Annotated in this window: 25 protein-coding genes, 1 tRNA gene and 1 pseudogene; 14 read left to right on the top strand and 13 right to left on the bottom strand. The window is 69.3% G+C overall.

The window, feature by feature from the left end; all coding sequences use genetic code 11:
• The first annotated feature begins 90 nt into the window (after positions 1 to 90).
• From NBZ83_RS13520 to NBZ83_RS13505, 5 genes and pseudogenes are all read left to right on the top strand, one after another.
• Positions 91 to 163: transfer RNA gene (locus NBZ83_RS13520), tRNA-Lys, on the top strand.
• 308 nt (positions 164 to 471) lie between these two features.
• Positions 472 to 1,743, top strand: a pseudogene (locus NBZ83_RS34570) (helix-turn-helix domain-containing protein); the annotation flags it as partial.
• Between the two features lie 12 nt (positions 1,744 to 1,755).
• Complete coding sequence (locus NBZ83_RS34565; RefSeq protein WP_498041052.1) at positions 1,756 to 2,451, top strand: 2'-5' RNA ligase family protein; 696 nt, start codon at positions 1,756 to 1,758, stop codon at positions 2,449 to 2,451.
• 142 nt (positions 2,452 to 2,593) lie between these two features.
• Entirely contained in the window at positions 2,594 to 3,670 is a 1,077-nt protein-coding gene (locus NBZ83_RS13510) for a DUF262 domain-containing protein (protein ID WP_261575073.1), read from the top strand.
• 1 nt (position 3,671) lies between these two features.
• Entirely contained in the window at positions 3,672 to 4,610 is a 939-nt protein-coding gene (locus tag NBZ83_RS13505; RefSeq protein WP_261575072.1) for a hypothetical protein, read from the top strand.
• Between the two features lie 933 nt (positions 4,611 to 5,543).
• Here the strand turns inward: NBZ83_RS13505 and NBZ83_RS13500 are convergent.
• The 5 genes from NBZ83_RS13500 to NBZ83_RS13480 all read right to left on the bottom strand — a co-directional run bounded on the left by NBZ83_RS13500 (position 5,544) and on the right by NBZ83_RS13480 (position 10,862).
• The gene (locus NBZ83_RS13500; protein ID WP_261575071.1) at positions 5,544 to 6,218 is read right to left on the bottom strand and encodes a response regulator transcription factor; all 675 of its coding nucleotides are present in this window, start codon (positions 6,216 to 6,218) and stop codon (positions 5,544 to 5,546) included.
• A 57-nt stretch (positions 6,219 to 6,275) separates the two neighbouring features.
• The gene (locus NBZ83_RS13495; protein WP_261575070.1) at positions 6,276 to 7,418 is read right to left on the bottom strand and encodes a sensor histidine kinase; all 1,143 of its coding nucleotides are present in this window, start codon (positions 7,416 to 7,418) and stop codon (positions 6,276 to 6,278) included.
• A 51-nt stretch (positions 7,419 to 7,469) separates the two neighbouring features.
• A complete protein-coding gene (locus NBZ83_RS13490) occupies positions 7,470 to 9,728 on the bottom strand; it encodes an MMPL family transporter (RefSeq protein ID WP_261575069.1) in 2,259 nt (752 codons plus the stop codon).
• A 139-nt stretch (positions 9,729 to 9,867) separates the two neighbouring features.
• Complete coding sequence (locus NBZ83_RS13485) at positions 9,868 to 10,278, bottom strand: WD40 repeat domain-containing protein (protein WP_261575068.1); 411 nt, start codon at positions 10,276 to 10,278, stop codon at positions 9,868 to 9,870.
• Between the two features lie 269 nt (positions 10,279 to 10,547).
• Positions 10,548 to 10,862, bottom strand: coding sequence for an antibiotic biosynthesis monooxygenase family protein (locus NBZ83_RS13480; protein ID WP_251744487.1), 315 nt, complete (start codon positions 10,860 to 10,862; stop codon positions 10,548 to 10,550).
• A gap of 86 nt (positions 10,863 to 10,948) precedes the next feature.
• Here NBZ83_RS13480 and NBZ83_RS33825 point away from each other — a divergent pair, with 86 nt between their 5' ends.
• Positions 10,949 to 11,113 (top strand): SAM-dependent methyltransferase, encoded by a 165-nt coding sequence (locus NBZ83_RS33825; RefSeq protein WP_368861848.1) that lies wholly within the window; start codon positions 10,949 to 10,951, stop codon positions 11,111 to 11,113.
• Positions 11,110 to 11,442: a hypothetical protein gene (locus NBZ83_RS13470; RefSeq protein WP_261568630.1), complete on the top strand. Its 333-nt coding sequence runs from the start codon at positions 11,110 to 11,112 to the stop codon at positions 11,440 to 11,442. Before NBZ83_RS33825 ends, NBZ83_RS13470 begins: the two co-directional genes overlap by 4 nt.
• A 284-nt stretch (positions 11,443 to 11,726) precedes the next feature.
• Here the strand turns inward: NBZ83_RS13470 and NBZ83_RS13465 are convergent, their stop codons facing one another.
• A complete protein-coding gene (locus NBZ83_RS13465) occupies positions 11,727 to 12,980 on the bottom strand; it encodes an ATP-binding protein (protein ID WP_261568631.1) in 1,254 nt (417 codons plus the stop codon).
• Between NBZ83_RS13465 and NBZ83_RS13460 the strand changes: the two genes are divergently transcribed.
• From NBZ83_RS13460 to NBZ83_RS13445, 4 genes are read left to right on the top strand one after another with little or no spacing between them, the layout of a single operon-like run.
• On the top strand, positions 12,973 to 13,320 hold the full coding sequence (locus NBZ83_RS13460) for a hypothetical protein (protein ID WP_261575067.1): 348 nt from the start codon (positions 12,973 to 12,975) through the stop codon (positions 13,318 to 13,320). The genes NBZ83_RS13465 and NBZ83_RS13460 overlap by 8 nt on opposite strands.
• A 31-nt stretch (positions 13,321 to 13,351) precedes the next feature.
• A complete protein-coding gene (locus tag NBZ83_RS13455; RefSeq protein ID WP_261575066.1) occupies positions 13,352 to 13,921 on the top strand; it encodes a DUF1360 domain-containing protein in 570 nt (189 codons plus the stop codon).
• Positions 13,911 to 15,053 (top strand): glycoside hydrolase family 15 protein, encoded by a 1,143-nt coding sequence (locus tag NBZ83_RS13450; protein ID WP_261575065.1) that lies wholly within the window; start codon positions 13,911 to 13,913, stop codon positions 15,051 to 15,053. Before NBZ83_RS13455 ends, NBZ83_RS13450 begins: the two co-directional genes overlap by 11 nt.
• A 51-nt stretch (positions 15,054 to 15,104) precedes the next feature.
• Positions 15,105 to 16,106: an SDR family oxidoreductase gene (locus NBZ83_RS13445; protein WP_261575064.1), complete on the top strand. Its 1,002-nt coding sequence runs from the start codon at positions 15,105 to 15,107 to the stop codon at positions 16,104 to 16,106.
• Here the strand turns inward: NBZ83_RS13445 and NBZ83_RS33820 are convergent.
• Complete coding sequence (locus NBZ83_RS33820; RefSeq protein WP_368861847.1) at positions 16,003 to 16,371, bottom strand: RNA polymerase sigma factor; 369 nt, start codon at positions 16,369 to 16,371, stop codon at positions 16,003 to 16,005. The genes NBZ83_RS13445 and NBZ83_RS33820 overlap by 104 nt on opposite strands.
• A 343-nt stretch (positions 16,372 to 16,714) precedes the next feature.
• On the bottom strand, positions 16,715 to 17,584 hold the full coding sequence (locus NBZ83_RS13440; protein WP_261575063.1) for a hypothetical protein: 870 nt from the start codon (positions 17,582 to 17,584) through the stop codon (positions 16,715 to 16,717).
• A gap of 867 nt (positions 17,585 to 18,451) precedes the next feature.
• On the opposite strand from NBZ83_RS13440, the gene NBZ83_RS13435 reads away from it, so the two are divergent.
• On the top strand, positions 18,452 to 18,589 hold the full coding sequence (locus tag NBZ83_RS13435) for a hypothetical protein (protein WP_261575062.1): 138 nt from the start codon (positions 18,452 to 18,454) through the stop codon (positions 18,587 to 18,589).
• Between the two features lie 35 nt (positions 18,590 to 18,624).
• On the opposite strand, the gene NBZ83_RS13430 is transcribed toward NBZ83_RS13435, so the two are convergent.
• On the bottom strand, positions 18,625 to 19,245 hold the full coding sequence (locus NBZ83_RS13430) for a TetR/AcrR family transcriptional regulator (RefSeq protein ID WP_261568637.1): 621 nt from the start codon (positions 19,243 to 19,245) through the stop codon (positions 18,625 to 18,627).
• Between the two features lie 210 nt (positions 19,246 to 19,455).
• On the opposite strand from NBZ83_RS13430, the gene NBZ83_RS13425 reads away from it, so the two are divergent.
• Positions 19,456 to 20,823: a phosphotransferase family protein gene (locus NBZ83_RS13425; RefSeq protein WP_261575061.1), complete on the top strand. Its 1,368-nt coding sequence runs from the start codon at positions 19,456 to 19,458 to the stop codon at positions 20,821 to 20,823.
• A gap of 10 nt (positions 20,824 to 20,833) precedes the next feature.
• Positions 20,834 to 21,835, top strand: coding sequence for a glycosyltransferase family 4 protein (locus NBZ83_RS13420; protein WP_261568639.1), 1,002 nt, complete (start codon positions 20,834 to 20,836; stop codon positions 21,833 to 21,835).
• A 39-nt stretch (positions 21,836 to 21,874) separates the two neighbouring features.
• On the opposite strand, the gene NBZ83_RS13415 is transcribed toward NBZ83_RS13420, so the two are convergent.
• The 4 genes from NBZ83_RS13415 to NBZ83_RS13400 all read right to left on the bottom strand — a co-directional run.
• Positions 21,875 to 23,362 carry a glycoside hydrolase family 130 protein gene (locus NBZ83_RS13415; RefSeq protein ID WP_261575060.1) on the bottom strand — a complete coding sequence of 496 codons (1,488 nt, stop codon included), beginning with the start codon at positions 23,360 to 23,362 and terminating at the stop codon, positions 21,875 to 21,877.
• A 17-nt stretch (positions 23,363 to 23,379) separates the two neighbouring features.
• Entirely contained in the window at positions 23,380 to 24,399 is a 1,020-nt protein-coding gene (locus NBZ83_RS13410; RefSeq protein WP_261568641.1) for a glycosyltransferase, read from the bottom strand.
• Positions 24,396 to 25,616, bottom strand: a complete 1,221-nt coding sequence (locus tag NBZ83_RS13405; RefSeq protein WP_261568642.1) for a glycosyltransferase — start codon at positions 25,614 to 25,616, stop codon at positions 24,396 to 24,398. Before NBZ83_RS13405 ends, NBZ83_RS13410 begins: the two co-directional genes overlap by 4 nt.
• Positions 25,617 to 25,712: 96 nt before the next feature.
• A partial coding sequence (locus tag NBZ83_RS13400; RefSeq protein ID WP_308203789.1) for a TCP-1/cpn60 chaperonin family protein occupies positions 25,713 to 26,181 on the bottom strand: 469 nt, incomplete at its 5' end.

Here is a 26,181-nt window from a genome sequence, read left to right as displayed (position 1 = left end):
AGTCCGCCCCACCCCTCGACCACTCCCCCCGCGGCGCCTGGTAGAGTCCTCCATGTCGACGCGGGATCTTAACGGGATCGCGAAGGCAACGCGCCGTTAGCTCAATTGGCAGAGCAGCGGACTCTTAATCCGCGGGTTCGGGGTTCAAGTCCCTGACGGCGCACCCGTTTCTACCAGGGCATATGACTCTCGGTAGTCTCTTAGATTTGATCTTTATACCTACTTCTGTACCCCGTCTTTGTTTGCCTTGACGGCAGACGCGCCGAGCCACTGCGAGGGTACGCAGCCGCCCGGCGCGCCGCTTGGTTCACTCGGGTACAAGTTCAGCCCGTGAGTTCCTCGCCGCCCGCTTGGTCGGCTTCGCCGTCGCTGTACGTCTGCTCACCGAATAGCCGGTCGAGCCGGTCGACCGCGTCGCGCTGCGTCTCCGGCATCACATGGGGGTAGCCGCCCGCCCTCGCCGAACGCGACCTGCGGACCGTGCTGACGATCTACAAGCGGGGGACCGGCGCTTCTCAACCCCAGATCGCGACGATGACCGGGGTCCCGTAGCCGACGATCAGTCTCATCCTCAACGGCAAGCGCCAGGTCTCCAGCATCGAGACCTACGAGAAGTTCGCCGAAGGACTCGACATCCCCCGCGAGCGCCTCGGCCTCGCCGCCGCCCCATCCGCCGCGGACCAGCCGGCCGAAGGCGCTCCGGGATCAGCCGTCGCGGTAATGGCCGCCGACGCTGGGCCGGACCGGCGGACGGTTCTCGCCGCGATCGGGGTCGCTGCGTGGGCGATCGATGAGGAGCTGGACGAGGTCACCCGGCGGATGCAGCTCTTCGCCGCGTCCAACGTCGATGACGCCTCCCTTGAGCAGTTGGAAGCGAGCGTCGAAGTCGTCGGCCGCCGGTACGAGACCAGCGACGCCGCCACCGTCTACCCGATCGCGCTGAAGCAGCGCCGGTGGGTTGCCGAACTCATGACCGGACACCAGCACCCCGCCCAGCGTCGGCATCTCTACCTCGTCGGCGGAAAGCTGTCCGGCCTACTCGGGTATCTCGCGTTCGACCTGGGCAACGAGCTGGTGGCCCGCGCCTACTGCAACGAGGCCATGAGCCTGGCCAAGGCCGCCGGACACGGCGACCTCGCCGCCTGGGTCCGCGGAACCCAAAGCTTCATCGCCTACTACGGCGGCCGGTACCGCGAAGCCCTCGACCTCGCCCGCGACGGGCAGCGCTACGCCCGCAGCGGCCCCGCCTCCATCCGCCTGGCGATCAGCGGCGAGGCCCGCACCCTGGGCAAGCTCGGTGACGCCGCCGGAGTCGACGAAGCCGTGGGCCGCGCGCTCACCGCCCACGCGAAGATCCACGATGCTGACCCGGTCGGCTACTTCCTATCGTTCGACCCGTTCACCGCCTCCCGCATCGCCGGCAACGCCGCATCGGCCTACCTCGCCGCCGGAGCGCACGAGCGCGCCCGGGAGTTCACCGACCAGGCGATCCCCATCTTCGCCGCCGCCGAGTCCACCGCCAGCCACGCCCTGACCCTCGTCGACGCCAGCCTGACCTACCTCGCCGGACCATCCGCCGAACCCGACCGGGCCGGAGCACTCGTCAGCCAGGCATTGGCCGTCGGCGCGGACCTGCGCTCCGAGGTCGTCGCCCGCCGGGCCAAGGACTTCCTGACCACCGCCGCCCCCTGGCGCGCGGTGCCGGAGATCGCGAACGTCGCGGACGGCTGGGAAACCTTCCGCCGCACCGAGCGGATGGCCGACCACTGGTGGTGGCGCCCCGGATGGCGACCCGACCGGCACTACCTCACCTGGTACCTCGTCTTCCACGACCAGGCCCTCACCGATCATGTGGCCAGCTTCCAGCGCGAGCTTGCCGACCTGGACTACCTCGCCCCCGTGTCCGTCGACGGACTGCACATAACCGTGCAGGGAGTCGCGTTCGCCGACGAGATGCCCCCCGACCAGGTCGCCGCCCTCGGGAAGGCCGCGGACGAGCAGTGCGCCGACATCGAGCCGTTCACCCTGGTTGTAGGCCCGATCTCCGCCTACCCCGGCGGGACGTTCCTGCGCGCCGCCCCCTGGGTGCCCGTTGCCGAACTTCGGGAACGACTGCGCACCGCCATCGACACCGTGCTCGGCCCGGACCGGGTGTCCGACGAGCCGGCCCGGTTCAAGCCCCACATCAGCGTCACCTACTGCAACGCCACCCCACCGGCCACCGAGGTCATCGGCCGACTCACCGAGCTACGGCAGCGCCCACCGATCAGTCTCCCCGTAGCCAGCGTCGACCTCCTCGAACTCCGCCGCGACGGCCACGCCTACCGCTGGGACATCCGCCACCACATCGACCTCACCAGCAGAAACCACCACGAGGACCGGGGCCACGCCAACCAGCACGAGCACCCGACCGCGAGTAGCCGCCGCACGCTGCCGAATCCCCCGTTTTAGGATCAAGAGCTCTCAGCGGAAGGCCACGCCGCGCGACGGCTGCGCGCGGCCCTGGCGGGCCGTGCTCGCCGGCGCGTCGCGGCACGGCACGGCAGTAGGGTCTAGATCCACACGTACGACATAAAGCACAGGGGGAAGCGAAGTGGCAGACGACGCTCGAGTCGTACAGCGCTTCACGGCAGCCCAAGATGCGCTCGTGTTGCAGGCCTCCGACCTGTCACTCGAGACCATTGCGGCGATGGTTGACAGTCAAGCGATCGATGTGTCGCCACAGTTTCAGCGTCGTGAGAGATGGGATATTTCCCGGCAGTCAATGCTCATCGAGTCGTTCTTGATGAACATACCGGTACCGCCAGTCTATCTATCCGAAGATGACTTTGGGCGATACTCGGTTATCGACGGAAAGCAGCGAATCACGGCAATCCACGAGTACATGCGCGGCAAATTCGCTCTTTCGATGCTCGTGCGATTCCCGGAGCTGAACGGCTATAAGTTCGCGCAGCTTCCGCAGCAACTCAGAAATGCTCTTCTAGTTCGACCTTATATAAGAGCCGTCACGCTCCTGCGTCAGTCCGATCTCCAGACAAAATATGAGGTCTTCCACCGCCTGAACAGCGGGGGCGAGCCACTGAATGCCCAGGAGATTCGAAACGTACTCTATCGTGGACCGCTCAATGATTTGTTGGTCCAACTCTCTGCCGCCCCATTTCTCCGGCGTCAACTGAAGATTCGCGACACCAAGTCGCATGCCTATCGCGCGATGACAGACATCGAGTTTGTGCTTCGCTACCTGACGCTGAAGGAGACTTGGCAAAACTTCTCAGGTGATTTCCGATGGTCAATGGACCTCTACATGGAGGTCCACCAATCTCCCGGCGATGACGAACTCTCCGCAATTGGCGCGCAGTTCAACCGGGCGCTGGGCACCTGTGAAAATCTTTGGGGTGTTCACGCATTCAAGCGACCCGAGAAGGACGGATGGAGGGACCAAGCCCTTGCCGGGATGTACGACACCCAGATGGTGGCCGCCTCACTCCTGAGTGACGACGAGATTCGAGTACTCTCTGCGGCGAAGGACGAGCTTGTTCACGCCACGCGGCAGCTTTTCCTCGACGATGAAGAGTTTGATGCTGCGGTTCGGGTTGCTACCAACACCCCGACCCGTGTCCGCTATCGAATTGGTAGACTCCTTGACACGATGCGCGAGCTGGCGCGCTAGCATGTCAAAGTCCCGAGAGATAATTTTGCAACGGATTGCAACGACTGGATCGGCCATCCAGGAGTCATTGCTCATTGATCGCGCCCTCGCCGACAACGACTGGAACAAGCGCGCCCGCCTCTTGCGAAACGGCTTGATGGTCGTTGCCTTTAACTCGCTTGAGGATTTTGTACGTCAAAGGTCCGCAGAGCTCCTGGAGTTAGTGAGTCGCACGCCTCTGAAGTTCTCCGCTTTGCCGAAGGACCTTCGCGAAGCGGCTGTCATGGAGGCTTTTAGATCGGCCCACGCCTATGCGCAGATTGCCAAGCGGGAGGGCGACGACCCGATGGCGATCCTTCAAGAGGTTGCCGCCGAGGTGGCAAGTACCGCGTCGGCGCCACTGTCAATCTCGCGTTTTAGCCTTGGATACAAGGGGTCGAATGTTACAAAAACCGAAATAGGCGACATGCTCAAAGCATTCAACATAAAGGACGCTTGGCGAGAAATTGCTGACATCAGTTCTCGTGCCGGGCTGAGCATTCTTGCACTTGACTCCGCATACGACCAGGCGCAGCGGATGCGTAATGCCGCAGCGCATCGACCTGGCGCGAGTATCCAACCTTCAGACCTTAGTTCATTCTGCCAGACGGCGCTTGCCGTAGCTCTGGGTTTTGACGTGCTGGCGAGCCGCGCCTCTCGTCTAATTCACGAAGGTGATGAGGACTATGCCAGCCAGGCTCCCTGCAAGATTTCTCCGTCAATTCACATGATATTTGTGGATGATCGAGGGGGAGAATTCTTCGTGAAAAAGGAAGGAGGTGCTCGCGCGCTGAAGAGGTTTGATTCAAGTGAGTCTGCGTGGAACGACGCGCTGGCTCGTGCTCGCCCTAGCGGTGACGTGGTCGTCGAACGGAACCAAGCTGGCTCGCCAGTACGATGGGCCGTCACCGACACCCCATAGGCTTTTGCGCAGACCGGCAAGTGTGTTGAGAGGGCCCAGGTCATGTACAGCCATCCGTGCAGCCAAGCCCGCGGCCACCGGCCGACCGGTGTGGACGGCGGTGGACGCAGGCAGGGACGTGACCAGGCTCGACGGACGAGCATGGACGTCAGTGGACACCCCGGGCCGATCTTGTAATCGGGGGATAGTAGTGAAATGCTGCCGCACCGCTTCCGTTCCTCGGCGCTGGCGCGCCTGCGGTACGGGTCGGCTTGCCACTGACGTCCACTGATAATCCCCGCTCGGCGACCATGGCCCGTCGGGTCAGCGTTCCACGTTCGGCCCGCCGGGTTGCTGTTCCGTGGCAGCCAGGTTGGCAGCCAAGCCGGCGGATAGCAGTGGACGAGCACGGACCTCCGTGGAATCCAGAAGGCGCGCTACCAGGACCGGCGGACGTCAGCGGACGAGTACAGCGGAGTATCTGGCAATCTCATAATCCGTAGGTCGAAGATTGATCCGCGGTCTACACGCCGTGAGCACCCGAGCATGGGGCCGTCGGCTTGGGCGCATCCGCTTCGTATGATCGCCTTGGGCCTGCGTCGGTCGGCGGGTGCCACCCCCACTCGCCGACCCGTTGTGGAGGGGACCAGCCTGTTCGAGCCGGGCCAGGTTGGGGCTTGCACGCCATGCTCCCTTGCCCCGGTACGATCCGCGGCCGTGTACCCATCGCTGTACCCGAGCCGGTGGATGCCGGTGGACACCAGCGGACACGGACCGACGCCGCAGCCCAGGTAGCGTCACCCCAATGGACGTCGACGGACGTCCGTGGACGAAACGCCCGCTACTCTTAATCCGCGGGTTCGGGGTTCAAGTCCCTGACGGCGCACCCGTGTAGTCATTGTGCGAACGGCTTCCTTCGAGTTTGTCGCGGCTGGTAGATCCTCTTGCCACCTGTCACGGTGAGCTCGGGCCTGGCTTGGGGCGGGGGAGCAGGCCGCGCTCGAGCGCGACGACCACCGCGCGGGTGCGGTCGCTGACGTCCAGCTTGGCGAAGACCCGCAGCAGGTGGGTCTTGACCGTCGCCTCCGCGATGAACAGCCGCTCGCCGATCTCCGGGTTCGACAGGCCGTCGGCCACCGCGTTCAGCACGTCCACCTCCCGCGCGGTCAGGGCCACCGGGGCGGGCTGCCGCATCCGGGCCACCAACCGCTGCGCGACTCTCGGCGCGAGGACGGTCTCGCCCCTGGCCGCGGCGCGGATGGCATCGACGAGCTGGTCGCGCGTGGCGTCCTTGAGCAGGTAGCCCACGGCGCCGGCCTCGACCGCGCGCTCGATCTCCGCGTCCGTGTCGTACGTGGTCAGGATCAGAACTCGGGTCCCGGTCGGGCCGGCGACGATCTGGGAGGTGGCGCTCACCCCGTCGAGGACCGGCATGCGCAGGTCGACGAGGGCGACGTCGGGAGCCAGGCGTTCGACGAGGTCGACGGCCTGGCGGCCGTCGCTCGCTTCGCCGACGATGTCGATCCCGGGCTCTGTGGCCAGCAGGGCGACGACGCCGGCGCGCATCACCGTATGGTCGTCCACGACGACGATGCGAAGCTTGGCCTGTGTCATGTCCACCTGTGTCACGTCTCCACCTGTGTCACGTCCACCTGGTCTGTCCCGTCACACACCTGGTCTGTCCCGTCACACCTGATCGTTCGTGGGGATCATGGCGAGGACGCGGGTGCCCTCGCCGACCGCGCTGGTGACGGTCAGCTCGCCGCCGAACTCGGCGAGGCGTTTACGCATGCCGTCGAGGCCGAAGCCGCGAGAATTCTCGACGACGAAGCCTCGGCCGTCGTCGGTGATCTCCAGTTCGACGGCGTGGGCGTACCGGGCCAGCAGGACTCCCACCGTGGCGGCGCCTGCGTGCTTGCGGACGTTGGCCAGCGACTCCTGGGTACAGCGCAGCAGCGCGATACGGACCGGCTGGTCGCACTCGACGTCCGCCAGCTCCGCGTTGACGGCGAGCCCGGTGTCCTCGGCGAACCGGTCCAGAGTGCGTTGCAGGGCCCTGGCCACCGAGTCGGGCGCGACACCGCTGTGGGGGGCGGTCCCGACGAGGACGCGGGCTTCGGCGAGGTTCTCGCGGGCGGTGTTCTCGATCGAACGTAGCTGCTGGGCGCTTTTCTCGGGATCGCTGTCGAGGCCGGTGCGGGCCGCCTCCGCCAGGACGACGATGGAGGCGAGGCCCTGGGCGATCGTGTCGTGGATCTCCCGGGCGATCCGGTCGCGTTCGTCGGTGGCGCCCTCGCGGCGGTGGGCCTCGGCGAGCTGAAGCTGCGCGCGCTCCAGCTCGCCGCTCAGCCGGCGGGCACGTTGTTCGCTCTGCTCGACAAGCTTGTACACCCATAGTCCAAGAAGTACGGAGGCCGCGTAGCCGACGAGGGTGGCGACGACGTTGCCAGTGCGGAAGTCCGGGCTCCAGCCCTGCGTGCCGGCGCTGCCGACCACGGTCGCGGCGGCGGCGGCGCCGCTGTAGCTGATCGCGTGCCGCGGCCCGCCGGTGAAAATCCAGAATTGCGGGAGCGTCACGATGAACAGCGCCGCGCCGCCGCCCGGCAGGTAAGCCATCATGCCCAGACCGGGGACGAGCAGGTAGAGATAGGTGCGTGGGCGTAGCAGCGGATTGTCGGGGAACACCGCCACGAGCCCGTAGGCAAGGCCGAGCACGGCCGACAGCGCCAACGACCAGTACTTCGCCGCTCCGGAATCGTTCCACACGGCGAGGGCCGCGGGGACTGGGCCAAGCACCAGCCAGGCGGCGGCGTACCACCTGTGGAGCATGCCGATTCCGGATCTACCGGTCGTTGGGCCGCGGCCGTTGATCCATGGTGGTCAGCCTACGTTTTTCAGTGGCTGGGAAACAGGGACGCCGTCGCCGTCCGTCGTCGTGGTCGACGACACCCGACCCGCGCCGCGCGACGGCCACCAGCTCGCCCGGCCGAGCAGCAGCATCAGGGCGGGCAGGATCATGATGCGGACCACGAACGCGTCCAGCAGGACGGCCACGGCCAGGCTGAAGCCGATCTGCTTCATCTCGATGATGTGCAGGCCGACGAAGCTGGCGAACACCGTCATCATGACGAAGGCGGCGCTGGTCACGACTCCGGCCGAGCTGCGGACGCCGTCGAGTACGGCCATGCGGGTGGGCACGCCACGCAGCACGGCCTCCCGGATCCGGCTGATCACGAAGACCTGGTAGTCCATCGACAGGCCGAACAGGATCACGAACAGGAACAACGGCACTCGGGACCCGATCGACCCGGTGGAGGTGAAGCCGAGCAGTCCTTCCGCCCAGCGGCCCTGGAAGACCCACACCAGCACGCCGAGCGAGGCGGCGGCCGAGAGCAGGTTCAGCACGATGCCGACGGCGCCGAGGACCACCGAACGGAACGCCCCCACCGTGATGGCGAAGGTCACCAGCAGCAGCGCGCCGACGATCAGCGGCAGTTTGTCCATCTGGTGCTGGGGATAGTCGGCGTAGCGAGCGACGTCCCCGGTCACCGCGGTCTCGGCGCCGGCCAGCCGGCCGACGGTGGCCGGCACGTAGTCCTTGCGGAGCCGGTCGAGGGAATCCTGCGCCGCGTCGTCGCTCACGTAGTGCGGTACGGGGAACTCGATCATGCTGATCCGCCTGTCCGGCGAGGTCCGCAGCTCCGCCGTGCCGGCCAGCGCCGGATCGGTGACGGCGCGGCGCTCCAGGTCGCGCAGCGCGCCGGTCACCTCGTCCGCGAGTCCTGGATCGGCGCGCACGACCACCTGGTGCATCGACTTCAGCTCGGGGAACGCCAGGTTCAACCGGTCGTAGGTCCGCATGGCGGGGATGGCGCGGGAGTGGGTCTCCCGGCCCATGTCGGTCAGGTTGATACCCAGCAGCGGCAGCGCCAGCGCCAGCATCGCGAGTACCGAGACGACCAGCGTGGCGGCGGGATGCCGGCTCGTGGGGCGCAGCAGGGCCGAGATGATTCGGCCAGCGCCGGTCCTCGGCTGCTTCGCGCGTACGGACCTGTCGCGGTGGGCCGCCCGGGTGGCCTTGCGCTCCGCCCGACGTTCCGCGCGGGCACCGAGCTTGACCAGCAGGGCGGGCAGGACGGTCAGCGAGCTGGCCACCGCGACCAGGGTGACGACGATCGTGCCGGTGGCGATCGAGGCGAAGATGACGTCGTCGGCCAGGAACAGCGTGGCCGACGACACGGCGACCGCGAGGCCGGAGAGCACGACGGCCCGCCCCGAGGTGGCCGCGGCCAGCTCCACCACGGCCTGGGAGGTGAGCCGGCCGCCGGAGCGGGCCCGTTCCTCCCGTTCCCGCTTGAGGTAAAACAGCGTGTAGTCGACGCCGACCGCCAGACCGATCAGCAGGATGACGTTGGTGCCGACGCCCGCGTCGGGGAAGACATGCGAGGCCAGCGTCGACAGGCCGACGGCCGCGGCGATCGACGACAGCGCCAGCAGCAGCGGCACGGCCGCCATCGCCGCGGAGCGGAAGACGAACAACAGGGTGAGCAGCGTGACGGGCAGCGCGATCATCTCGGTTCGGGAGAGGTCCTCGCCGCGCTGGTGGTTGACGCCCTTGCTGATGGACGGAGAGCCGGTCTCCGCCACCCACACGTCGGGATGCGCCTGCTGCACCTCGGCGGTCCGCGCCTGCAACGGGGCGACGTGGTCCGGGCCCTCACGCTCTTCGACGTCCAGCGTCACGTCGACGCGGACCGCCGTGCCGTCCGTCGAGCGGATCGGGTCGGTCACGGACAGGACGTGGGGCAGTCCCCGCATCCGGCCGGCGGCGTCCTGGGCCGCCGCCTCGGCGGCGACCGTGTCCAGTGGGCCCGTACCGGGCCTCGCGGTGATCAGTACCCGTTCCACGGGTCGTTGCTGAAGGCCGCCCGCGGCCGCCATCGCCTCCGCCCGCCCAGCCTCGCCGACGCGGAAGTCCTTGGTGGTGGCGGGATTCGAGCCGATCGAGACGCCGACGCCGAGGCACACCGCCACGAACAGGAACCAGCCGACGATCGCGCGCCAAGGGTGCCCGGCGCTCCAACGGGCCACGCGTACCGGGAGGCTCGGTGCGGGGAGATTGCGTACCGGGAGATTCATAGCGCACATGCTGATCGGCGAGGTGCTGCCGCCGACAGGTTCGGCCGGTTGAACCTGATGTCCACCGACCGGTGGACACCACGGCGATTCCCCAGGTCATCCCTGCTCCGGCAGGCGGGATTCGCAGGTGCCGGCAGGGTCAGGGGCAGCTCTTCCGGTACCCGATGCCGGGGACGTAGCGTTTCCATTCACTGGCGGTCAGGCCGTTGCCGTGGAGGATCACGCAGGCCTGATTGGCCGCTCGGCGCGGAAGCTCGGTGAGCTCGTCGAGGTCCCACAGGAGCACGGCGTTGTCGCTGCCGGCCGAGACCAGGGTGTGGCCGTCGGGACTGAAGGCGACAGCCCGGACCGAGTCGGTATGGCCGGCGAGGGCGGCGCGCTGGATCGGGTGGGACGGGTCGGTGACATCCCAGCCGAAGGCCACCGAATAGACGGCTCCGGCGTGACCACTCAGGGTCGCCAGGGAGGCCGGGGCCTCGGGACGCGTGACATCCCACAGGCGCGTGCGGCGCGCCCCACAGGCTGCAACCATCCGGTCGGCCGCGTCCATCGACAGCTCGGACGCGGCGCCGGATGCACCCCGACCAGGGTGCCGCCGACCGAGACGTGGCCGTGCCCGGCAGCTTTCCCTGCCAGAGGGCGCCGTGTAGGCCAGGGGCCTGAGCGGCGAGCACGGCGATGGCCTCGTGCAGGTAGTCGTAGGCGACGGTCTGGTCTCGGCAGGGCAGTTCGGCGGTGTAGGCCACCCCTCACCGGGACGCGGGGCCTCTCGAAGATGATCTTTGGTCGATCAGACCCGGGGCTGTGCGCTGGTCGGCTCTACGCAGAGCCGCCCGCTACCGAACGCTGGACGACTTCGAACTCCAGCAGGGACGAGCCGGAGGCCACCGGACGCGCGCGCTCGCCGGAGTGCGCCTCCATGGCCGGGCCGGTGAGCCAGGCCTGGAAGGACTCCTCGCTGTCCCAGTGGGTCACGACGAAGTACCGGTCGTCGCCCTTCACCGGGCGCAGCAGCTCGAACGAGACGAAGCCGGGCTGGCCGTCCACCGCATGCAGGCGGTTGGCGAAGCGCTTCTCCAGCTCGGGGCCGGCGCCCTCGGGAACCTCGATGGCATTGATCTTCACAACGGTCACCCGTTCAGCCTAGGCCCCATCCCGGGAGCCGTTGCAGGGCACGGCGACGTCGAGCGGGACGCGCCGCGCTTCCCGGTGGTGCGACGCTGGCGTGGATCCTCCTTCGGCGGCTCCACCTCGCCGGCAACGTCGGCATCCGGCAGTTGCTCGACATCGACATCGGCATCGGCATCCCGGCCAGCCCGAACCTGCACGAGGTCGTCCAGCAACGACCCGACATGTCACACCCAGGTGGCAGACTGCCCCCGTGAGTTTCGACCTTGCGATCTGGGAAGGCGAGCGGCCAGCAGACGACTTGGCCGCTGGGTCCGCGTTCGACGAGATGTTCCAGCGCTACGACGACGAGGACCCGGAGATGCCCGCGACGGACCGCATCGCCGCCTACTGCGAGACTCTGACGCGCCGGTGGCCGGATGATGACACTGCCCCATGGTCAGTCACACCCGGGCCCTCCGGGCCGTTCCTCTACCTTTGCATCGTGTGGAGTATGGCCGACGAGGTGTCCGCCTACGCAGCCGAACTCGCGGTATCAATGCGTCTGGTCTGCTATGACCCCCAGGCAGAAACATTGCTGCCGTAGCCGATTATCGCCGAGACGACCGGGCGACTGGAGCAGGCGTGTCCGAGAGCGGTTTCCCGACTTCGGAGGTTCCGAGAGACCGTGGATTGTCCCGTGCGCGGTCCGGGGGTGGTACCGATTGAACCGCCGGCGTTCGCCGACGCCACCGTCGACGGCCAGCCGACCGAGTAGTCCTACCTGCTGGCAGCCAGCCCGACCCGCTACTGAACACTCGGGTCCGTGTCGACCGCGGGCGAGCGCCGGCGAACGCGGACGAACGCGGACGAACGCGGGACGGCTTCGGGCTAATCGGTTCGGGCTGCCCACAGGGCGCTGATGGGCAGCGCCCAGATGCGATCATCGAGGTCGAAAGGCAGCGGACCGGTGTGGAAAACGACCCCGGCGCGGAAGTTCTCACCGAGTTGATCGCGCAGCCACACGAGGTGGCGGGCGTCCCGAGCCGACGGCGCCGAAGAGGCCTTGATCTCCATGGCGATCACCTGGCCTCCCCCGAGGTCGATGACGACATCGACCTCCTGCCCGTCGCGGGAGCGGATGTGGTGCAGCCGGGCACGCGGATGCAGAAGAGTCACCTCCGGCCGCAGCTGGGCAACGACAAAGGTGTCGAGCGTCCGACCGAGCAGATCCCCGTCTCGCATAACGCTGCGCTCATCGATCCGAGCGGCGGCAAGCGCGAGCGCGGGATCGGTCAGGTACCGCTTCGCCCGCTTGGTCAGTCTGTTCAGACGGTTCGTCGACCACGCCGGAACGAGGTCGATCAGATAAAGAGCAGCCAGGATGCGGTCGTATGCGTCCGCGGTCCGCTGGTTGATTCCGGCGGCCTGGTAGACCGTGCCCTCGGCGGGGAGCCCGGCCGTCGAGAGCCCGAGGACCTCGAGGTAGCGGCGCAGTCGGACGGGATCCCGCTGCTCCCCCGCGGCAGGCACGTCTCGGGTGACGACATGATCAATGTATGCGTCCAGCCAGGCCAGCCGCGCCGGTGTGCTCAGGTTCAACGCAGCCTCGGGGAAACCGCTCCGCAGCGCCAGGTCGACGTAGTCGTCCAGGCTCGGGGACGGGCCGGCAACAGTGAGCCGGGAGATGTCGGAGGTGAGGAGCAGGTCGAGCAGGCCTGGCTGGTCGACGGAACCGGAGAACTCCCGCTCGGTGAGCCCGTGCAGCACCAACCGGACGACGCGGCCTGTTCCGGGCCACTGGCGGGTGGTGAAATCGGCTTCAACGCTACCCGTGAGGAGAAAACGACCAGGGCGGGGATCGTCGTCGACCGCGCGCTTGACCGCACCCAGGATCTCCGGAACCTCCTGCCACTCGTCGAGGAGGACGGGCTCACGCGTGCGGCGCAGCGCAGCGTCTGGATTCGCGGCGACCGCCGCGGCGACCGCGGGGTCGTCCAGCCGCAGGACGTCGTTGGCGATCCGTCGGGCCGAGGTTGTCTTCCCTGCTGCTCGCGGGCCCGTGACCATGACAGCGGGTAGTTCGGCGAGCAGGTTGGCCAGCGGCCTGTCCGCGATCCGCGACACATACGCTGACGTGGCCATACAGCAACGCTACACGGTTCGCGAAGGCACCGATACATATTTTGCGCGCATACTAGTACAACTTTTGCGGCCCGGTCAGTACGAGGTTTGCGGCATCGAGCAGCCGATCGGAACCCATCCCGACACGGCGGTGGACAGCGGCCATGGTGACCAGGTGCCCCTCCTGCCGCAACGCCCGGAACCAGGCCAGCACATGGGCACAGTTGGTATCGACCAGGGTGCCATCAAGATCGAACGGGACGGCGGGAGCGGGCGGGTCACCGTCCGCCCCTACCCCCGGCCCGGCCGCATTACCCAGATGGTCGGCACGTTCCCCCGACTCTGGAAACACCCGGTTTGAGGCCGCCGGCCGGGGTAAACGCGACATGGTGATGACAGCACTGGAATCCACCGCCCACCAAGTCGCCGATCGAGTCGCCGAGGTCGCGCGGCGGGCGGAAGCGGAGTACTCCGGCGGCGAACCGCGCCCGCTCGGCGGCTACCTGGCGACACTGGCGACCTACGGCGGTATGTGCGCCTCGATGATCGGCGTCGCCCGGCTGGTCAAGGCGGCACCACCCGAGCGGGTGAGCGCGGCCGACCTCGCGTTGGTCACCGTCGCGACGCACAAGCTCAGCCGCGTACTGACCAAGGACCCGGTGACGAGCCCACTGCGGGCGCCGTTCACCCACTTCCGCGGCCAGTCCGGCCCGGCCGAGCTCACCGAGGACGCACGCGAGTCAGGGGACACGCGCGAGTCAGGCGAGATCCGACACAGCATCGGCGAGTTGCTCACCTGCCCGTTCTGCGCCGGGCAGTGGGTCGCCACCGGCTTCGTCTTCGGCCTGGTCGTCGCCCCCCGGTTCACCAGGCTGGCCGCGTCGGTGTTCACCGCCGTGGCCGGCTCCGACGCTCTCCAGTTCGCCTACGCCCGCCTGGAGCAGGCGGAGCATGCCGGCTGATCCGGACAGGAGCGACCTGAGCGGCCAGTTCCCTCCGCACGTGCTGCGCGACTACGCCTTCCTCGGTGACGGCGAACGCGGCGCGGTCGTCGGCCCGGACGGCGACCTGGCCTGGATGTGTGCGCCGAGCTGGGATTCCGACGCCGTCTTCGCCACGCTGATCGGCGGTGCCGGCTGCTACGCGGTCACGCCGGTCGGCCGGTACAGCTGGGGCAGCCACTACGACCACCGGAGCCTGATCTGGAACGGACGCTGGGTCACCACCGACGGGATCGTGGAATGCCGCGACGCGCTCGCGCTGCCCGCCGACCCGCACACGGCCGTGATCCTGCGCCGGATCCGCGTCCTGTCCGGCTCCGCGCAGATACGCGTCGTCCTCGACGTCCGCGCCGGCTACGGCCTGGCGGACATGGACGAGCTCGCCCTCGGCGGCGAGCACGCCGCCCGCCATGACCGGCTCGACGCCGACGGCTGGCGGGCCGCCGAAGCAGCCGTCGACGCGATCCGGCGACGGGGCGGCGAACCGGACGCCGGCATCTGGGAGATCGACCCCGAGCGATGGGCCCATTCCCGGCTGACCTGCGTCAGCGGCCTGCGAACGATCGCCGCCCACGCCCCGGCCCGCCAGGCGGCGCGGTGCAACGCCCTGGCCGAGGCGATCCTGACCGACGTCCGCGCCGACTGCCTGCATCCCGACGGCCGCTGGCAGCGCAGCCCCGGCGATCCCCGGATCGACGCGGCGCTGCTCCTACCGGCCCTGCGCGGCGCACTGCCGGCGAACGACCCCCGCAGCCGGGCCACCGTCGCCGCGGTGGAGGCCGAGCTCGTCCGGGACGACTATGTCTACCGCTTTCCCCCGGACGGCGGCGGGCCGCTCGGCGAAGAGGAGGGCGCGTTTCTGCTCTGCGGCTTCCTGCTCGCCCTGGCCCGCCACGCCCAGGGCGATCACATCGGCGCGCGGGCACTGTTCGAACGCGGCCGGGCCAGTTGCGGCAGCCCCGGCCTGTTCGCGGAGGAGTTCGACGTCGACCAGCGCCAGTTACGCGGCAATCTGCCGCAGGCCTTCGTCCACGCCCTCCTGCTGGAATGCGCCGCCGTTCTCGCCCCGGGTGAAAAGCAGATCTCCGGGTAGGGAGCTCTCGGCAGAGACCGGCATCAGCAGAAAACTACGGAGGCAGGCGGCATGGCGGAACGCAAGGTGGCTGTGGTGACCGGGGCGTCGGCGGGAGTCGGGCGGGCCACGGCGCTCGCCCTGGCCGACCACGGCTTCGACGTTGCGCTGCTGGCACGCGGACAGGGCGGCCTGCAGGCGGCGGCGCAGGAGGTGGAGGCCCGGGGTGGACGGGCGCTCGTGCTGCCCACCGACGTCGCCGACCACGCGGCCGTGGACCGCGCCGCCGCCGCCGCGCAGGAGCAGCTCGGTTCCCTCGACGTGTGGGTCAACAATGCGATGACGACCAGCTTCGCCCCGCTGGCCCAGACCTCACCGGAGGACTTCCAACGGGCGATCGAGGTCACGTTCCTCGGCCAGGTCTGGGGCACCATGGCCGCGCTGGCCCGGATGCGCCCCCGCGACCGTGGCTCGATCGTGAACGTCGGCTCGGCGCTGGCCTACATCGGTATCCCCCTGCAGGCCCCGTACTGCGCGGCGAAGTTCGCCAGCCGCGGCTTCTTCGAATCGGCCCGCGCCGAGCTGCTACACGACGGCAGCGGTGTGCGGATGTCGATGGTGCACCTGCCCGCGGTCAACACCCCCCAGTTCTCCTGGTGCCATACCTCGCTGGACCGCCACCCCCAGCCCGTCCCCCCGATCTACCAGCCGGAGCTGTGCGCGAAGTTCATCGTGCGCGCCGCCCTCGACGGCCGCCGCTCGAAAATCATCGGATCGTGGAACAAGGCGCTGGTCGCCGCCGGCTCCATCGCCCCCGGCTTCGGCAACCACTACGCGGCCCTGGGCGCCTGGGAGTCCCAGCTCACCAACGCCCCACTGGCCCCGGACCGGGCGGATAACCTGCGCGTGCCCGCCGACGGCGAGCATGATGTCGGCGCACACGGCATCTTCGACGACCACGCCGGCGGATTCACCGACCCCAGCTTCCTGCGCTCGCTTCCCCGCACCGCCCGCACCTTCGCCCAGGCCCTGCTCGCCACCGCCCGCGACCGCCGCCGCTCCCGCGTGGTTTAGGTCCTGGCGCCGTCACAGCCTGGGAAACGACATGACATGCACGATCGACTGGTCCTGGTCGAAGGAAAGGCTGGCGCACGGAGCCGGCAAGGATCTGTCGCGACCGCGGTACTCGTCTCTCGAGCGACCCCGACACCGCCACCACGTCGGCGCGCCGCCGCCACGCCTCCAGGAAGACCACCGACGTCGCGTCCTCCGCCGCGCTCCACGACCCGAGGCGGTGGAAGCAGTAGAAGTACACGGCACCTGAATGCGCGCGGAACAGCCGTCCGAACGCCGTCCCATCGCCCCGTTCGGCCTACTCCAGCAGGGCCTCGTCCGACTCGGACTCACCCGTCATCGTTGCTCCATGCTTCGTGATGTCCGCAGAGCACCACCCTGTTCCCGGTTCCGCATCCCCCGTTTTAGGATCAAGAACTTGCCCAACGCGGTGATCGCGCCGCGCGACGGCTGCGCGTGGCCCTGACGGGCCATGCTGGCCGGCGCGCTGCTACCCATTCGCCGGCATCGGCGGCTCACGGGTCACGGGTGTCGAGCCCGCCGAGGTCCCGGCCTGGGAGATGCACGCCGCCCTGACCCGCTGAACTCGCACCGATTCCAGCCGGGTGTCAGCGGCCTCCAGCCGGCCCGACAGTGGTTCGTGTGACAGTGAACAGCAGCGGTGCACGGATGCCGAGGTGGGCGGCGCAGTCGGCGACGGCCTCGGCCAGCCACCCGACCGCGTCGCACGACCACTCGACAAGCTCGCCGCGCAGCACCACGCCGTGCAGGGGTGGGCCGTTCCAGAAACGGTCGTCGAGCGGAGGAGGGATGACAGCGTCCTGGCCGGCGACGCCGTGGGACCCGCAGGTGAACACGTCCTGGTCCAGGCGGCCGAGGTGGTCGGTGAGCTGCTGGGCGATGGCCGGGATCGCCGGGTCCCGACCGCTGTTGATATTGACCTCCACCGGTGTTCTCGCTTCCGGGTCGCGCTCGGCGAACCAGGGAACCGTCAGTACCGCCGGCACGGGCGCGTACGGCGGGCGCGACGCGGGGTCGAGGCCCTGGACCGGGAGGAGGAGCTGGACCGCGGACAGGGTCGGCGTGCCGGCCCGCGCTGTCGCGTCCGCGGCGCACCGCAGGAACGGCTGCACCGGCAGCGGCCGGTCATCGGCGACCGCGCTGGCCCCGACCTGAAACCAGGAGATCAGTCCCGCTTTGGCGGCGGCGAGAGGGTGGGCCCAGCCAGCGTCGTTCGTGCCCCACAGCCCTGGCGCGCGCCGCATGCTGTCCTCGATGCCACCCCCGGCCGAGGTGTCGTCAAGCCAACCCATGGCGATCGACCGGTGGTAGAACATCGAGTAGGCGTCGAGCTCCGAATCGGGATCGCGCCAGGCGTGCGGGACCAGCTCGCCATACAAAGCAGCGAACATGGTGCCCGCGGCCCGACGGGCTCCGGACACCACACCCGGCTGAGCTGCGACGCTACGCTCCGGCACGCCGGAACCTCCCTGGTTATCTCGCAGCCGCGACATTTCTTCCTGAATTTAGCCTACCCAGCAGGGGACATCAGCTTGGTTGGACGGCCACTCGCTGGTGTCGGACTCGCCAATCACGTCGACATCCACGTGGTTGCGCCACGACGTCGAGGCGCTGCTGTTACAGGTCGCGTGGGCCACGGTACGGTCGCCACTCCCGGTATACGGCCTGAGTTCCTTGTGCGGCGAACACGCCTTCTGCCGCCAGCTGTTGTCCGTATACCACTCGTAAAGGCAGTTGTACACGTTGGCACGATCGCCGGTGCAGTTTCCCTTCTTCCACCACCCGTGACCGGACACGTCCCCCCGGACTCATGAGGGTTGTCCCTCCCACTGACGGGTGTGCAGGTGCTCTGTGCTGCTTCCGGAGCCGCGCTTGCGGTTTCGGTCACGGCTTCGGTCGCGGAGATTATCTGGCCGGTGCTATCCAGGTAGACCGCGTTTTTGTCAGCACCCGCTGGCGCGATCCCCGGCGCAGCATCTTTGGACGCCGCGAACGTCGTACCGGCAGCCGACGTCGGTGCGGCCTGCGACGGCGCAGCGATCTCCCAGATCATGGCCGCCAACGCGACTGCCAGAACCGCCAATACACGCCGCACCACAAAGCCTCCTCCAACTGTGTGCATCGCTGCGGCGTGCGCCCCTTCCCACTCGGACACAGTTCCGCCTGCCATTGCGCCGCCGCGTCGTCAGACGCGCTGCCGGCGTGCGCCAAAACCAGGGTGTCATCGCCGGTTCGGGGAGTCAGCGTGTCCAGCACAGACAGGTTCAGGCGACGGCGCGCTCCACAGCAACGAGACCGAGAGGCCGGTCGCCATCGGCGGCAACGTGCGGTTCCAGAACTATCGGGTCGGGCTGAACAACACGTACGCGAAGATCGGGAACCTCGGCAACGCGACCGTCATCCCCGAGGACGGCGTCACCCGGGTGGCGCCGACGGGCAGCGGCCCCGGCGCGGTTCCGTAACGGCTCCGCCCATCCCCGACCTGGTGGATACGGCGCTACGACTTCGGTCGGTGTGGCGGCCTGCCGCGGTTGAGCTCGAGCTCCGGTGCGAGGATCCCGCGGAGCAGGACGTGCACGATGTCGTCGGCGCTCACGGCGTCGCCGCGCAGCCGGGCGGTCGACCACATCAACTCCTGCAGAAGTCTGCGCAGGCTGATGGCCGCGAACCGCGGGGAGACGCGCCCGGCGGCGATGGCCGCGTCGATGGTCCGATCCCAGAGCTCGTCATGGGCGACCGCGTGGTCGCGGACCTGGGTGAGCAGCGGCGACGCCGCGACATGCGCCCGGTCGCGGTAGTAGATCCGCGCGGCGTCCCGGTAGTGGCCCAGGTTGTCGAGCGTCGCCCGGATCATCGCCTCGAGCCGGTCGACAGGCTCCAGCGGGGCGTCGCGGATGGCGTCGTAGAGACCGGTGATGTGCGCGTCGCTACGGACCAGGATGGCGGCGACGAGCTCGTCCTTCGACGCGAAGTGATGGTAGAGACTGGCGGCCTGCATGCCGCAGGCGTCGGCGATGACACGCATCGTCGTGGCCTCGACGCCTCGCTCGGCGAACAGGCGGGCGCTCTCCCGCAGCACCGCGTCGCGCTTGTTCGCCCTGCCCGTCCCCTGGCTCACTGCTGGGCCCGCCCTGCCTTGGTGCCTGTCCACTCAGACGCTTGCCGAAGGTGTGTTTCCGCTCCGGCTAGCACCCTAACAATCGTTAGGCTACTGTCATCGGCGAGCCGCCGGCGCGTGCTGGCCGCGAACGTCAGGAGGCCGGCGCGACTGCCCCTGCGAGGTCGTGGGGAGCCGAGCCGAGGACTGCTGAGCACCGGAGGGATGGTCATGGCAGCATCGGATGCCCGCGACACGGAGTCAAAGGACGACGGCCGCGTCATCGCCTGGCTGGAGTCCCTGCTCGGCGGCCAGGTGGTGTCGTGGGAACGGCAGCCCAGGTGGCGGCCCATGTGGTTCGTCGACATCGACCGCGGCGGCGCCACCGAACGCGTCGTCGTACGCGGCGAACGGTCCGACACGTCTCTGATCTTCCCTCTCGAACACGAGATGCTGTTCCAGCGTCTTCTCGACGAGCACGGTATCCCCGTCCCGCACGTGCACGGCTGGTGCGACGAACCGCGGGCGTACGCGATGGCCGCCGTCCCCGGCCGGCCCGACTTCGCCGACACCACCGACGAGCAGCGCCGTGTGGTGGTCGACGAGTACCTGCAGGCCCTGGCGCGCATGCACCAGCTCCCGGTCGAGCCGTTCAAGGCCGCCGGAGTGATCTCCGGGACCTCGGCGGGCGACTCCGCGATGATCGGAGTGCGCCGGTTCGAGCAGCACTACCGGTCGAGCAAGGTGCGCCCCGACCCGCTGATGGAGTTCGTCCTCGGCTGGCTGCGCCGCCACCCACTGCCCGCCGCCGACCGCGAAGCCCCCGTCGTCTGGGACTCCGGCCAGTTCCACCACGCCGACGGCCACCTCGTGGCCCTCGTCGACGTCGAAATCGGCCACCTCGGCGACCCGATGATGGACCTCGCCGCCTGGCGCATGCGCGAAACCGTCATCCCCTACGGCGACTTCACCACCCTCTACGACCGGTACGCCGACCTGACCGGCCGGCCCGTCGACCTCGCCGCCATCCAGTGGCATCACCTGTTCTTCACCCTCACCAATCAGCTGTCCTTCCACGGCCCGCTCGCCCGCCCGATCCTGAACACCGACTACATGACCTACGCCCAGTGGGTCAGCGAGACGAACCTGCACGCCATCGAGACCATGGCCGAATACCTCGGCGTCGACCTCGAACCCGTCGAGATCCCCGGGCCGGTCTCCTCACCCGTCTCCATCCCGCACGAGCACCTGTCCCGCTCGCTGCGCTCGATCTCGGTCGACGATCCCTACGTCACCTACCAGATCCGCATCGCCTTCCGCCTGGCCCGCCACCTCGAACGCTTCGACCAGATCGGCGCCGCCGTCACCGAGGCCGACCGGGAGGACCTCGCCCGGCTCGTCGGCCGCGCGCCGAAGAACTGGGACGACAGCGAGACGCTGCTGGAGAACTTCGTCCTGGCCGACGAGGGACGCCACGACGCCGAACTCGTCGTCCTGTTCAACCGCCGCTGGCAGCGTTACAAGGCCCTGATGGGCCCCGCCGGCTCCGCCATGGCCGCCCACCACACGATGCAGCCCCTCGGCCGCTGGCTGGGCTAACGTCACAGGCGTGAAGGTCGCGATGCTGGCGCCGGTGGCGTGGCGCACCCCCCCTCGGCACTACGGCCCGTGGGAGCAGATCGCCAGCCACCTCGCGGAGGGGCTGGTGGCGCGCGGCGTCGATGTCACCCTGTTCGCGACGTTGGACTCGCGCACGGCCGGCAAGCTGGACGGCGTGTGCCCCCACGGGTACGCCGAGGACCCGGCGCTCGACGGCCGGGTGTGGGAGGCGTTGCACGTGGCCCATGCGCTGGCCCGCTCCGGCGAGTTCGACCTCGTCCACAATCATCTCGACTGGCTGCCGCTGGCGTTCTCGGCCCATGCCCGGGCACCGATGGTCACGACGGTCCACGGATTCTCGGACCCGCGGATCGTCCCCGCCTACCGCCGGGCGGCCTCCGCCTACGTCTCCATCTCCGATGCCGATCGCAGCCCGGAGCTGGACTATGTCGCGACGGTGCACCACGGCATCGACCTGGCCGCCCTTCCGTTCTCGGCGGCCGGCGGGGAGGATCTGGTGGTACTCGGCCGGATCCATCCCGACAAGGGCACCGCTGCGGCCATCGAGATCGCCCGGATCTCCGGCCGGCGGCTGGCGATCTGCGGAATCGTCCAGGACGAGCGTTACTTCGCCGAGCAGGTGCTGCCCCACGTCGACGGGGACGCGGTGAGCTACCTCGGGCCGGTGGGGCCGGCCCGGCGCGCCGAGGTGCTGGGATCCGCCGCGGCGCTGCTCCATCCGATCGCGTTCGACGAACCGTTCGGCCTGGCGGTCGTGGAGGCGATGGCCTGTGGCACGCCGGTCGTCACCTACCCGCGCGGAGCCATGCCGGAGATCGTCGACGAGGCGGTGACCGGGTTCCTCGTCGACGGCCCGGCGGCGGCCGCCGCCGCGGTGGATCGGGCCGCCGGCCTGGACCGCGCCGCGTGCCGGGCCACGGCGAGCCGGCGGTTCTCGACGGCTCGTATGGTCACCGACTATCTCGCCGTCTACGGACGCATCCTCGCCTGACCGGATCCGCGATTCGGCTCAGGCTCGGGGCCCGGGGGGTCAGGCTCGGGGGATCATCCGCGCGAGCAGGGCGTCGACGGGCATGCTCGCCATCCCGACCCGGGAGTCACCGATCCCGTAGGGCAGCCACAGCCGGCCGTCGTGGACCAGGCCGCCGCAGGAGTAGACGACGTTGGGGACGTAGCCCTCGACCTCGGTCGCGGTCGGGGTGAGCAGCGGCTCGGGCAGTGCCGCGACCATGATGGACGGGTCTTCCAGGTCGAGCAGGATCGCTCCCAGGGTGTAGGTGCGCATCGGCCCGACGCCGTGGGTGAGGACAAGCCAGCCCGCCGACGTCTCGATGGGTGAACCGCAGTTGCCGACCTGGATGAGTTCGAAGGTCGCCCTCGGCTCGTGGACCGGGCGGAACGGTTCCCAGACCAGCCCGTCCTCGGAGGCCGTCAGCCCGGTGGTCTCCCCGTCGGATCGGCAGAGCGCGAGGTGACGGCCGCCGACGAGCCGGGGGAACAGCGCCATCCCCTTGTTCCGGGCTGCCTGGCCGGTGAGCGGAGAGGTCGTGAACATCCGCAGGTCGGGGCTGGTGAGCAGCCTCGGTGCGACGTCGGTGCCGTCGTAGGCCGTGTAGGTCGCCCGGTAGTCGACGGTCCCGTCCGGCGCGGTGAAACGGACGAACCGCGCGTCTTCCATTCCCCTGCTCTCGCTGGCGACGGTGGGCCACAGCACCCGCTGCGCCAACGCGCTGTCCGTCGGGAACTCGACTCTTCGCAGCGTTCCGGCGACGGACCGGATCCCGGCCAGGATGCCGGCGGCCTGGGGACGGCGCAGGAGATCCGCGGGCATGCGGGCGAAGGCCTGTTCGAGGTCACCGCCGACCAGGCTTCCATCGAGCGCGTCGAGGGCGTCGAGGACAGAGCGCGTCACCTCGTCGTCGAGGCCATGGTCGGCGAGCAGGGCGCGTAGCCGACCGCGCTCCCAGGCCACCGGTACGACCAGGCCCGTGGTGAGCGGGCCGGTGCGTGACTCCAGCCGCACCGTCGGGCCCGGGCCGATCACGCCGACCGCGAAGCCGATCGAGGACAGGTGCCCTTCGCCGACGGCGCGCAGGCTGAGCACGAGGCGCAGCGCGCCGGCCGGCAGCCCCGACTGGTCGGGATGCGCGACCGCCGACGGATTGGTGACGGCCGCCCCCTCCACCGCGTACTCGGCGGTCAAGCACGCACCGAGCAGCAGCGTGCGCGACGGCGAGAGCTCCGTCGGCGCACGGACCCGAGAAGCCACGATCGCGGCGTGCCGCGTCAGGGTGCCCCGGTAGTCCCGGTGGCGGGGCTCGAACCGGTCAAGCAGGGCGGCCACGAGACCGGTGACCTCGTCATCGGTCAGGGCCAGCACCCGGGCCACGATTCCCGCGGCCCGGGAGTGCACCTCGCCGCCCTCCTCGCCGGGCAGGAACAGCTTCGCGATAACCCTGCCGGGGTCGGCGGCCAGCGTCAGTGGATGCCGGGTGACCAGGTCGGACTCAAGGGTCACGGTGCCTGACTCAGGGGTCACGATGTTCTTGGCTCGAGCAGGCGGCGAGCGTGCTGCGCTGTCGAGAGCAGGGCGAGGGTGGACTCCGCCCCCTGGTTGGCGTTGCATCCCTCGGGTTCGAGGCCGTCGTGGCAACCGCCGGTCGCGGCGTCGATCAACGGCGTGCCGTTGTCGTTCTCCCCGAGGAACCATCCGTGCGCCCGCCCGAGGCCGACCAGCCACCGGTTCTGGCCGGTTGCGGCGTGGGCCCGCGCGCAGGCGTCCGCGATGGCCGCCGCCTCGATGGGCTGCTGGTCGAAGCCGGGCCTGGGATCACCGCGGGGACGCCGGCCGTCGACGGGGGTCGGTGACAGCATCCCGCGTCGGGTCTCCACGTGGAGCAACCAGGCCAGCAGCCGTAATCCGGTCGCGAGCGCCGTGGAGTCGGACAGGCACATGCCGGCAAGGATCAGCGCCTCCGGCACCGCCGCGTTGGCGTAGCGCAGCGTGGGTTCGGGCCACGGCCACGCGGGATCATCGTCGATCGGGCCGATCGCGGTGACGGCATCTGTGAGCAGAGCACGGGCCGCGGTGTCGTCCGGGTGGGCGAGCAGCATCTCGCCGGCGCCGAGAGCGGCGAACGTCATGGCCCGCGGCCAGGGGGAACGCCGAACGGCGCTGGCATGGAACCCATTGCGAGCCAGTGCCCGCAGCCGCGCGGTGGGCGCCAGGGCCGCCGCGGTGCCCAGCCCCCACAGGGCCCGCCCCCAGCAGTCGCCGACTTCGGGGTTGTCCAGCCAGCGGCCTTCGGTGTCCCGCCGGTTCACGACCGTCCCATCCGGTGCCTGCGCCGCCAGCACGAAGGTGAGATAGAGCTCGAGCAGTCGGATGAGATCCAGCGGTGGCGACGGCTCGCGGGAAAGGACGACAAGCCCGCGCGCGACGTCATCCACGCAGTAGCCGTACTCCCGGCGTGGGATCGAGCCGAGAGCGTGCTCGAAGAGGCCGATGTCGTCGCTGAGCCGGAAAAGATGATTGAACGAGATTGCAGTCGTCACCGGGTCGCCGTCGCCGTCGCCGCAGCCGCAGCCGTCACGGGCGTGGTCACCGTTGCGGGTGCCCGCTGGGGCACGGGCACGACGCTCGGCCTGCTCCCGGTGCGGGCGGCCAACCCGGCTGCCAGCCCGTGGTAGCGCTGGGCCACCGCGGGCCACAGCAGCTCGGGTGCGTGGGCGGCGGCGGCGCTCGCCAACCCGCGGACGACGCCGTCATCGGTGATGATGCGGCGCACCGCCGCCGCGATCGCCGCCACATCACCGTGCGGCACGAGCAGGCCGGCGCCGTCACCGAGTAGTTCGACCGCGTGCGGGAAGCGGGTGGCGACGACGGGCCGCAGCGCCGTCACCGCCTCGATGAGAATGCCGGAGGTCACCTGGTCGACGGAGTCGTACGGCAACAGGACGACGTCGGCGCCGCTCACGAGCTCGGCAAGTGACCCTGCGTCGAGGTAGCGGTGGTCGAAGACGACCGAATCGGCCACGCCGAGCCGGCTGGCCAGCGCGGCAAGCCCGTCCCGGTACGCCTCGCCATCCCGGGCGAGCACCTTGGGATGGGTCTGGCCCGCGACGAGGTAGCGCGGGGCCGGATCGAGGTCGGCCAACTCCGCCATCGCCGCGATGCCCCATTCGATGCCTTTGCCTGGGCCGAGCAGGCCCCAGGTGAGGACGGTCGGCCGGGCGAACCGCGCTGGCGCGGCGCGACCGTTGTCGGCCGCGCCGTGGGGGATCACCGAGATCCGGTGCGGGTGGACGCGGTACCCGTCGACCAGCCGGGCCCGCGCGGTCTCGGTCATCACGACGACCGCGTCCGCGGACGCGACCAGCGCATCCAGGATCTCGCGCTGGTGCGGGGTCGGGCTGACGAGCACGGTGTGCAGGACGACCATCACCGGCACCTCGAGGTTGTCGAGGACCTCGATCACTTCGTCGCCGTCCGGGCCGCCGTAGACCCCGTACTCGTGCTGCACGACCACGACGTCGAAACCGTTCAGCAGCTGCGCCGCACGGCGCGGGCCACCCGGGGTCCCGGCCACCAGATCCCCCACGACCGCGGCCGGTCGCCGGCCGGGCCCCGCGGGTGCGTCGAGCAGCTGTACCACCCCGCTGGAGGCGCCGGGCGCCGTGCTGGTCAGTTCGTCGAGGAGGGCCGCCGTGAAGGTGGCAAGACCGCATTGTGTCGGGGGGTAGGTGCTGAGAAAGCCGTAGCGGAGGGGCACGCAGGCCCACCTTCCGGTCGTTGCCGACACCGAGTCGGCCGGCGGGCACGCGAGCGCTGCGCTCGCGCGAATGCGCGGTGCGGCCGGCAACGCCGGTCAGAAACCCATACCCGCCATGGCATCAGCGCCGTCCCCGGCGCCACCGGCCGACGGGCGGTCCGCCACGACAACCTCGATGGTGAGGAACAGGCCGGCGATCGACGCGGCGTTCTGCAGCGCGGAACGGGTGACCTTCACCGGGTCGATGATCCCGGCGGCGATCAGGTCGACGTACTCGCCGGTGGCCGCGTTGAGACCATGCCCGATCGGCAGGCCCCGAACCTTCTCGGCCACCACACCACCCTCGAAGCCCGCGTTGCTCGCGATCTGGCGCAGCGGGGCGGCCAGCGCCCGCGCCACGATGTTGGCGCCGGTGGCCTCGTCACCGGAGAGGTCCAACTTCTCGAAAGCGGTGATCGACGCCTGAAGCAGCGCGACGCCACCACCAGCGACGATGCCCTCCTCAACGGCGGCCTTCGCGTTCGACACCGCATCCTCGATACGGTGCTTCTTCTCCTTCAGCTCC

Origin of the sequence: Frankia gtarii, assembly GCF_025403375.1 — a bacterium.
GTDB classification, from domain to species: Bacteria; Actinomycetota; Actinomycetes; order Frankiales; family Frankiaceae; genus Frankia; species Frankia gtarii.
This window is presented reverse-complemented; position numbering and strand designations above follow the sequence as displayed.

Excerpts from the sequence above, each read along its gene's own strand:
- NBZ83_RS34565 (WP_498041052.1), top strand. The coding sequence starts at position 1,756 with ATGGCCGACCACTGGTGGTGGCGCCCCGGATGGCGACCCGACCGGCAC.
- NBZ83_RS13455 (WP_261575066.1), top strand. The coding sequence starts at position 13,352 with ATGACAGCACTGGAATCCACCGCCCACCAAGTCGCCGATCGAGTCGCC.
- NBZ83_RS13505 (WP_261575072.1), top strand. The coding sequence starts at position 3,672 with ATGTCAAAGTCCCGAGAGATAATTTTGCAACGGATTGCAACGACTGGA.
- NBZ83_RS13445 (WP_261575064.1), top strand. The coding sequence starts at position 15,105 with ATGGCGGAACGCAAGGTGGCTGTGGTGACCGGGGCGTCGGCGGGAGTC.
- NBZ83_RS13450 (WP_261575065.1), top strand. The coding sequence starts at position 13,911 with ATGCCGGCTGATCCGGACAGGAGCGACCTGAGCGGCCAGTTCCCTCCG.
- NBZ83_RS13465 (WP_261568631.1), bottom strand. The coding sequence starts at position 12,980 with ATGGCCACGTCAGCGTATGTGTCGCGGATCGCGGACAGGCCGCTGGCC.
- NBZ83_RS13425 (WP_261575061.1), top strand. The coding sequence starts at position 19,456 with ATGGCAGCATCGGATGCCCGCGACACGGAGTCAAAGGACGACGGCCGC.
- NBZ83_RS13495 (WP_261575070.1), bottom strand. The coding sequence starts at position 7,418 with ATGCTCCACAGGTGGTACGCCGCCGCCTGGCTGGTGCTTGGCCCAGTC.
- NBZ83_RS13490 (WP_261575069.1), bottom strand. The coding sequence starts at position 9,728 with ATGAATCTCCCGGTACGCAATCTCCCCGCACCGAGCCTCCCGGTACGC.
- NBZ83_RS13485 (WP_261575068.1), bottom strand. The coding sequence starts at position 10,278 with ATGGACGCGGCCGACCGGATGGTTGCAGCCTGTGGGGCGCGCCGCACG.